We start from the raw sequence: 7,119 nt of genomic DNA, 5'->3' as shown, positions 1-7,119 counted from the left end.
TTAGATTGTGATTCAAGCTTCTCAACGGAAGGGAGGCTTGAATGGCAAAGCAGGTCTACTGGCTCAGCGATGCGGAATGGCGGCGGATTGAGCCGTTGTTGCCGCGGGGGCGCAAAGGGGCGCATCGGGTTGACGATCGTCGCGTCATCAGTGGCATCATGCACATGCTGAAATCGGGTTCGCGCTGGCGCGATTGTCCGGAAGTCTATGGCCCCTACACCACGGTCTATAACCGCTTCAACCGCTGGAGCCGGCAGGGGATTTGGACGGGTATCTTCTACGCCCTGACCGGATCGACCGGCATGTACGGATCGATCTCGGTGGACTCCACCTACATCAAAGCCCATCGCTCCGCAGCTGGCGCAAAAGGGGGGCCTTCAACAATGCAATCGGTCGCTCGCGGGGCGGGCAAACCACCAAAATCCACGCGCTGACTGACGATATCGGCCGCCCCTTGGCCTTCCTGATTACCCCCGGCAATACCCACGACTTGGTCGGTGCACGCGACCTGATCGGCATGATCCGCAATCCGCGCCGCCTGCTTGCCGACCGTAAGCGTCGTTCTCAGGCCACGGCTTTGAGGGCTTGAGCGCGGTAAGCCCAGGGCAGTAGCTGGTCGATGTCGCGGTTTGGATGACCGTTGACGATGCTGGTGAACGCGTCGGTCAAGTAAGCAAGCGGATCGACGTCATTCAGCTTACAGGTTTCGACCAGGGAGGCGATGATGGCCCAGTGCTCGGCACCGCCGTCGGATCCTGCGAACAGCGCATTTTTCCGGTTCAATGTGATCGGACGGATCGAACGTTCGACGGCGTTGTTGTCGAGCTCGATACGGCCATCATCGATGAAGCGCGTCAGACCCTCCCAGCGTGAGAGCGCATAGCGGATGGCGTCGGCGAGCTTGCCCTTCCGGCTGATCAGGGCGAGTTTTGCGTGTAGCCACTTCTGGAAGGTATCGGCAAGCGGCCGGCTTTTCTGCTGCCGCACGAGGCGACGCTCCTCGGGGCTGCGGCCGCGGATCTCCTTCTCAATCGCGTAGAACTCGGCGATGCGCTTGAGCGCCTCGCTCGCGATGGGTGCCGGGCCAGGTGTTGCGAGCTCATAGAAGTTGCGGCGCATGTGCGCCCAACAGAACGCAAGCTCAACGGCGCCCCGCTCAGCGAGTTTGGCGTAGCCGGCATAGCCGTCGACCTGCAGGATCCCCTTGAAGCCTGCGAGATGAACGATCGGTCGATCGGCTTTGCGATCTGGGGCATAGACATAGGCGACGCCCGGCGGATCGACGCCGCCCCATGGTCGGTCGTCTGCCGCATAGGCCCAGAGCTGACCGGTCTTGGTGCGCCCGCGGCCGGGATCAAGCACCGGCATTGTCGTCTCGCCGGCGAACAGCTTTGGCCGTTGCCTGAGCTTGCCGAGGAGGCGCTCATGCAGCGGACGCAGGTGGAAGGCTGCTTGTCCCACCCAGTCCGCCAACGTTGAACGATCGAGCTCAATGCCCTGGCGGGCGTAAATCTGCGCCTGCCGGTAGAGCGGCAGGTGATCGGCATATTTGGAGACCAGCACCTGCGCGACGGTAGCCTCGGTCGGCAATCCGCCCTCGATCAGCCTGGCCGGGGCTGGCGCCTGTATGACCCCATCCTCGCAGGCCCGGCAGGCGTATTTGGGCCGCCGGGTCACGAGGATCCGGAACTGAGCCGGGACCAGGTCCAGCCGCTCGCTTCTGTCCTCACCGATCCGGTGTAACTCGCTTTGGCAGCAGGGACAGGTCTTGTCATCGATATCGACGATGACCTCGATCCGCGGCAGGTGTGCCGGCAACGCGCCACGGTTGCCGCGGCGCTTGCGAGCTCGCGCATCGCGGCCTTCAGGTACACTGACGTTCTGTGCCGTCTCGCCGTACGCGGCGAGTTGCTCGACGTCTTCCAGGCCCAGCAGCATCTGATCTTCGGGTAGCGTCTCCGCCCGCCGGCCAAACCGGTGTCGCTGCATTTCCTTGATGATCTGACGCAGCCGTTCGCTCTCGCACCGCTCGGCAAGCAGCATCGCTTTCAGCGTCTCGAGATCGTCAGGCAGGGCGTCGCTCACACCCAAATCAGAGCATATTCGCCGCCATCTTGCGACGCGTTCGGCGCTCCTGATTCACTTCGCCGCAGCACTGCCAACAGCTATCCGGGCCGTGCTGGCGCCGGCGTCTCCCGTGCCTCATGCACAAGCCGCCAGTCGAGTCCTTCCAGCAGCGCCGACAATTGCGCGGCTGACAGGCGCATCACACCGTCCTCGATCTTCGGCCAGCGGAAGATCCCGTCCTCAAGCCTCTTGGCGAACAGGCACAAGCCCGTTCCGTCCCAGAACACCAGCTTGATGCGGTCCGCCCGCTTGGCCCGGAACACATAGACAGCTCCCGAGAATGGATCTGCACCCATGCTCTCGCGCACCAGGGTCGCAAGACCCTCCATGCCCTTGCGGAAGTCTACCGGTTTGGTCGCCACCATCACCCGGACCGCGCCTGACGGACCGATCACCGGCTCGCCTTCAGCGCCTGGACGATCGACGCAATCATCGCCGTGTCCGCTCCACGACCGGCTCGGATCGTGATGCCGTCGACTTCAATCTCGATGATCCCGCTATCTGCGTACGCATCCGGCGAAGGCCCCTGGCCATGCCGTTTTTTGGCGGAAGGCTGATCGCGCTCAAGCTGCGTGAGCGACGCTTTGAGGCTGCCAATTCCAAGGCAGCAGTTCGTCAATGCGCTTGGCAGAGTGATCAGGTAGGCGCGCCAGCACGTCGGCAAGCCAAGCCTGCGGGTCGACGTCGTTGAGCTTTGCGGTAGCGATGAGGCTGTAGATGGCAGCAGCACGCCGGCCGCCCTCATCGGACCCGGCGAAGGTCCAATTTTTTCGCCCGATGGCGACCGCCCGTAGCTCACGTTCAGCAGCATTGTTCGACATGCAAAGCCGTCCGTCATCAAGGAAGCGGCTAAATGCGTCCCAGCGGCTGAGGCAGTAATTGATCGCCTTGGTCGTGTCGTTGTTCCTGGAGAGCTTGGCGCGCTGCTCGTGCAACCACACCTCCAGCTCGCCGATCAGGGGGCGACTACGCTCCTGGCGAACACGCAGACGCTCCTGCGCAGGAAGTCCGTTGATCTCGCGCTCGATGGCGAACAGAACATCGACGCGCTTGACCGCCTCGGCCGCGATTGGCGCCTTGCTGAGCCGTGCCAGATCAAAGAACTTGCGTCTGCCGTGCGCCCAGCACGCGGCCTCGACGATCGGGCCGCCCTTGCGATTAGCCTCGTAGAGCCTGCCAAAGCCAGCGTAGGCGTCAGCCTGCATCAGTCCGGCGTAGCCCGCCAGATGCTGCTCCGGATGCGCACCGCCACGATCGGGCGAGTAGAAGAACACGGCCGCCGGCGGATCTGGGCCGGCAAACGGACGGTCGTCGCGCACGTAGGTCCAAAGCCGACCAGTTCGGGTCTTGCCCTTGGCCAGGACCGGGACCGTGGTGTCATCAGCGTGGATGCGCTCGGCTGCGAAGACGTGGCTCCGGATCGCATCGACCAAAGGCATCAGGCTTGCGGCGGAGGCACCTACCCAGTCCGCGAGCGTCGAGACGTCGAGGTTGATGCCCTCACGCTGGTAGACGTCGCTCTGACGATGAAGCGGCAGGTGCAGGCCGTACTTGGCGAACAGGACATGAGCCAGCAGCTTGGGCCCTGCACGCCCGCGCGCAATCGGGTGTGAGGGAGCCGGCGGCTGGGTGATCGCTTCGCAGACGCGGCAGACGAGCTTCTCGCGCACATGCTGGATCACCTTCCACTGGCGCGGAACGAGCTCCAGCGTCTCGGTCACGTCCTCGCCAATTTTGCGCAATCGGCTGTCGCCGCAGCATGGGCAGGTGGCAGGCACCGGATAGACAATGCGCTCCCGCGGCAAATGCTCTGGCAGCGGCCGCCGGGCCGGCTTGCGGCGCTCGAACGATGTCACCGTAATCTTGTCGGCTGCCATCTGCGCCGCGGTCTCAGCTTGCGCAGCGGTCTCCTCCAGGTCGGCGAGTTGTAGCTCGAGCTGGTCCAGCAATGCGCCTCGCTCGGAGGACTGTCCGAACTGCTCATGCCGGAGCTTCTTGATCGTGAGTTTGAGCTTCTCGATGAGCAAGGTCCCCGCCTGGGCCTCGGCTTGCGCGGCCAACCGGGCCGCTCGCTCGGCGCGCAGCATCGCCTGCAGGGTGATCACATCGTCGGGAAGAGAATCATCGGCGCCCATTGCCGACTAGAGAATCACAAGACGGGGTCTCTGTCCGAACCGGTGATCGCAACACCGATTCAAATCACAGCGATCAGCCGGCCGCCTGCGGTCGCCAGGTATGTTGCGGCATCCGCCAGTCGATGCCCTCCAGCAGGTAGCCAAGCTGGGCTGGGGTAATTGTCACGACGCCATCAGCCTGCGATGGCCACAGGAAGTGGCCGCGCTCCAGCCGCTTGGCATAAAGCGACATGCCCAGTCCATCGTGCCAAAGGATCTTGATCAACTTGCCGCTTTTGCCACGGAACACATAGAGGTCGCCGCCGTGCGGGTCTCGCTTAAAGGCTTCCTGCACCAGTAAGCCCAGCGAGTTCATGCCCCGACGCATATCGGTGTGGCCGGTCGCAATCCACACCCGCACGCCTGACGCAATAGGGATCACCGGAGGCGTCCATCTGCCAGCGCCGCCACCGCAGCCTTCAGCGTGGCCGCGTCGACCGCGCCAGTAATCCGCATCCGAACCCCAGCCGCAAACTCGATCTCGATCGTCCCGCCGCTGCTCGTCGGCGCGACTGGATAGGGCGCACTTGATTCCGCGACCACCATCGCCGGTACGAAGCCAGGTTGATGGGCGGCATCCTTCGGCTCAGGCCGAAACGACCGTCGCCATCGCAGCAGCAATGAGCGCGAAACGCCATATCGCCGCGCCGTCGCAGCGACTTGGCGCGGCGCCTGCAAGCTCTCCAGGACGATCTTGAGCTTCTCGTCCTCGGACCAGCGCCGCCGCCGGCCCGTGTCCACCACCTCAAGCCGTTCGACTTGGGCACTGCGCCTATCACTGTCCATAAGGACAGTTCTCAACAACACGCCTCATTCGGCAAGGCGGCCTTCACCGGACGGATACCTATCTGCCTTGCGCACCGCTTTGCGCTCCCGGTGGGCAGTCGGCGCCGGCACCACGGCGTCCATCACCGCCGGCACAAACTGTACTTCGTCCGCCTCGGAATGAACGCCTGCGGCTTCTCGCAACTGGCGCCGCCAGCCAAACAGCTGCTGCGGCGACAATCCATGCCGTCGAGCCACGGAACACACCGAGTCGCCACTCGCCACGATCTCCGCGACGATCCGCGCCTTGTCCTCGTCGCTCCACTTCCGCCGACGACCGGCTCCGGTGAAGACCTCAAGCCGCCGCACCGGCTCCGTGATAGCAGTATGCACTGTGTCCATTCTAAGCCTAACGGTCGAAACCGAACCGCAGACTCGCAGATCGCCCCGTCATCCGGTAGGTGGCCGCTGAACAGCGCTTACTGCCGACCGAGCCTACGACGCCAAGAGCTTACGCGACGAACTGGCCGCACGCCGTATCAAGGCCGTGATCCCGCCGAATCCGACCCGCAAGCATCCGCATCGTTACGACAAAACAGCATATAAAGGCCGAAACGTCATCGAGCGCATGTTCTGCCGGCTCAAGGACTTCCGTCGTATCGCAACTCGATACGACAAGCGCGCAGACATCTTCCTGTCTGCAATCCTGTTGGCAGCCGCAGTCTCATGGTGGACTAATTGAGTCCGGACCCTAGCCCTTGCGACTCGCATCCAGAATAACAAGAAGGCGTGGCTCAGTGTCGTTTCCCGCAGGCGCTCGCTTCGGAACCGCGGTCCGCTTCGAGTTAACAGCGACGGTTTCGGCCGTGAGCAATAAGGTCCAGTCTACCCTCAACTTCGGATATAACCCGGCAGCGCCCGGACGGTTGCGATGGGCCACAACCGGACCCATGCGCCGCAGCAATTTACGGCCATTTTGATCGAGGGCGCATATTAGCGATCCTGTCGTAGGCGAAACGGCAATGCCTAGAAGCTCGTCCACCTTCGGATTTCGTAATTAAAGCTTTGCGATTGCATCTTTAATTCTAGCAAGATTTGTCTGCCATACCGACCGTCGAAAAACATCGCATCAATTAGAAAAAGGGCAACTGCACAAAACAGCAGAAAGCCGAGGATACGTTTCATTTGCACTTCCCCGAGCCGCCGAGTTTAAGTCACACGAATCGGCCTAAACAAAAAGCCGTCCGAAGTTGGCTCCTCGGCTACTTCGCCGATGGCCAGAAAGATCATTCCATTTAAATCATCTGACATTGCTTGCTTTCAGGATGTGCAGGCCGGCCTTGCTTAGTCGCATGAGCGGGGCTCCCAAGAACCTTCGCGCCAGGCGCCAAATCTGAAATGACACCCGCCTGCGCTCCGATTTCCGAACCCCGTCCTATTCTGAGATGCCCTGCCATAGCTGCTTGTCCTCCTACGCGCACGAAATCCTCCAGTACGGTTGAACCTGAAATGCCAACTTGTGCAACTACAACACAGCAGCGCCCGAGGATGACATTATGTCCGACTGCACGAGGTTATCGATACGGGATCCAGCGCCTATTACCGTGCCGCGCGATGATCCTCGATCAATTGTCGTATTGGCACCCACTTCCACATCATCTTCGAGAATAACCCGTCCGAGTTGAGGGATGGAGAGAAACCCATTACTCGTGGACGCGAAGCCGAAGCCCTCCTGTCCGATCCGGACCCCGGAATAGACGTAAACGCGTTCTCCCAATACAGCGTAGCTTAGACTCACATGTGCTCCTATCCGACAGTCGCGGCCGATAACCACGCCGCTTCCGACGACCACGCCAGGTCCGATCTGAACCGCCCCAGGATTGCCGGAGGCCATTTGGTTTAAGTTATGCCGCCATGGCGGGTTGTTCCAGCGTGGCGTAGTAGCGTTGCTCGGCCTCGGCCGGCGGTATGTTGCGGATGGGCTCCAGGAGCCTTCGGTTGTTGAACCAGTCCACCCATTCCAGAGTCGCGAACTCGACGGCCTCGAAGTTTC

At 62.0% G+C, this 7,119-nt stretch carries 9 protein-coding genes and 2 pseudogenes; 3 read left to right on the top strand and 8 right to left on the bottom strand.

All coding sequences use genetic code 11. From position 1 onward, the window contains the following. Nucleotides 1–41: 41 nt before the first annotated feature. Both JQ621_RS35100 and JQ621_RS36095 read left to right on the top strand, forming a co-directional pair. A complete protein-coding gene (locus JQ621_RS35100; RefSeq protein ID WP_212241770.1) occupies nucleotides 42–434 on the top strand; it encodes an IS5 family transposase in 393 nt (130 codons plus the stop codon). A 20-nt stretch (nucleotides 435–454) separates the two neighbouring features. Then, on the top strand, nucleotides 455–589 hold the full coding sequence (locus JQ621_RS36095) for a hypothetical protein (RefSeq protein WP_409334267.1): 135 nt from the start codon (nucleotides 455–457) through the stop codon (nucleotides 587–589). On the opposite strand, the gene tnpC (JQ621_RS35095) is transcribed toward JQ621_RS36095, so the two are convergent. The 6 genes from tnpC (JQ621_RS35095) to tnpA (JQ621_RS35070) all read right to left on the bottom strand — a co-directional run bounded on the left by tnpC (JQ621_RS35095) (nucleotide 565) and on the right by tnpA (JQ621_RS35070) (nucleotide 5,468). Beyond that, nucleotides 565–2,043: an IS66 family transposase gene (gene tnpC, locus JQ621_RS35095; protein WP_212241772.1), complete on the bottom strand. Its 1,479-nt coding sequence runs from the start codon at nucleotides 2,041–2,043 to the stop codon at nucleotides 565–567. The two genes, JQ621_RS36095 and tnpC (JQ621_RS35095), sit on opposite strands and share 25 nt — an antisense overlap. A gap of 122 nt (nucleotides 2,044–2,165) precedes the next feature. Continuing rightward, nucleotides 2,166–2,522 carry an IS66 family insertion sequence element accessory protein TnpB gene (gene tnpB, locus JQ621_RS35090; protein ID WP_212241768.1) on the bottom strand — a complete coding sequence of 119 codons (357 nt, stop codon included), beginning with the start codon at nucleotides 2,520–2,522 and terminating at the stop codon, nucleotides 2,166–2,168. 168 nt (nucleotides 2,523–2,690) lie between these two features. Beyond that, entirely contained in the window at nucleotides 2,691–4,262 is a 1,572-nt protein-coding gene (gene tnpC, locus JQ621_RS35085; protein ID WP_212241766.1) for an IS66 family transposase, read from the bottom strand. Nucleotides 4,263–4,335: 73 nt separating this feature from the next. Beyond that, nucleotides 4,336–4,656, bottom strand: coding sequence for an IS66 family insertion sequence element accessory protein TnpB (gene tnpB, locus JQ621_RS35080; RefSeq protein ID WP_312015479.1), 321 nt, complete (start codon nucleotides 4,654–4,656; stop codon nucleotides 4,336–4,338). 23 nt (nucleotides 4,657–4,679) lie between these two features. After that, a complete protein-coding gene (gene tnpA / locus JQ621_RS35075; RefSeq protein WP_212241762.1) occupies nucleotides 4,680–5,087 on the bottom strand; it encodes an IS66-like element accessory protein TnpA in 408 nt (135 codons plus the stop codon). A gap of 24 nt (nucleotides 5,088–5,111) precedes the next feature. Continuing rightward, on the bottom strand, nucleotides 5,112–5,468 hold the full coding sequence (gene tnpA, locus JQ621_RS35070) for an IS66-like element accessory protein TnpA (RefSeq protein ID WP_212241760.1): 357 nt from the start codon (nucleotides 5,466–5,468) through the stop codon (nucleotides 5,112–5,114). An 88-nt stretch (nucleotides 5,469–5,556) separates the two neighbouring features. Between tnpA (JQ621_RS35070) and JQ621_RS35720 the strand changes: the two are divergent. Then, nucleotides 5,557–5,808, top strand: a pseudogene (locus JQ621_RS35720) (transposase); the annotation flags it as partial. Between the two features lie 783 nt (nucleotides 5,809–6,591). Here JQ621_RS35720 and JQ621_RS35060 read toward each other — a convergent pair. Both JQ621_RS35060 and JQ621_RS35055 read right to left on the bottom strand, forming a co-directional pair. Next, entirely contained in the window at nucleotides 6,592–6,960 is a 369-nt protein-coding gene (locus JQ621_RS35060) for a DapH/DapD/GlmU-related protein (RefSeq protein WP_312015478.1), read from the bottom strand. Between the two features lie 10 nt (nucleotides 6,961–6,970). After that, nucleotides 6,971–7,119, bottom strand: a pseudogene (locus JQ621_RS35055) (IS3 family transposase); the annotation flags it as partial.

The organism is Bradyrhizobium manausense, from assembly GCF_018129685.1.
GTDB lineage: Bacteria > Pseudomonadota > Alphaproteobacteria > Rhizobiales > Xanthobacteraceae > Bradyrhizobium > Bradyrhizobium manausense_D.
The sequence above is the reverse complement of the archived record's forward strand: the minus strand, read 5'-3'. Positions and strand labels throughout refer to the sequence as shown.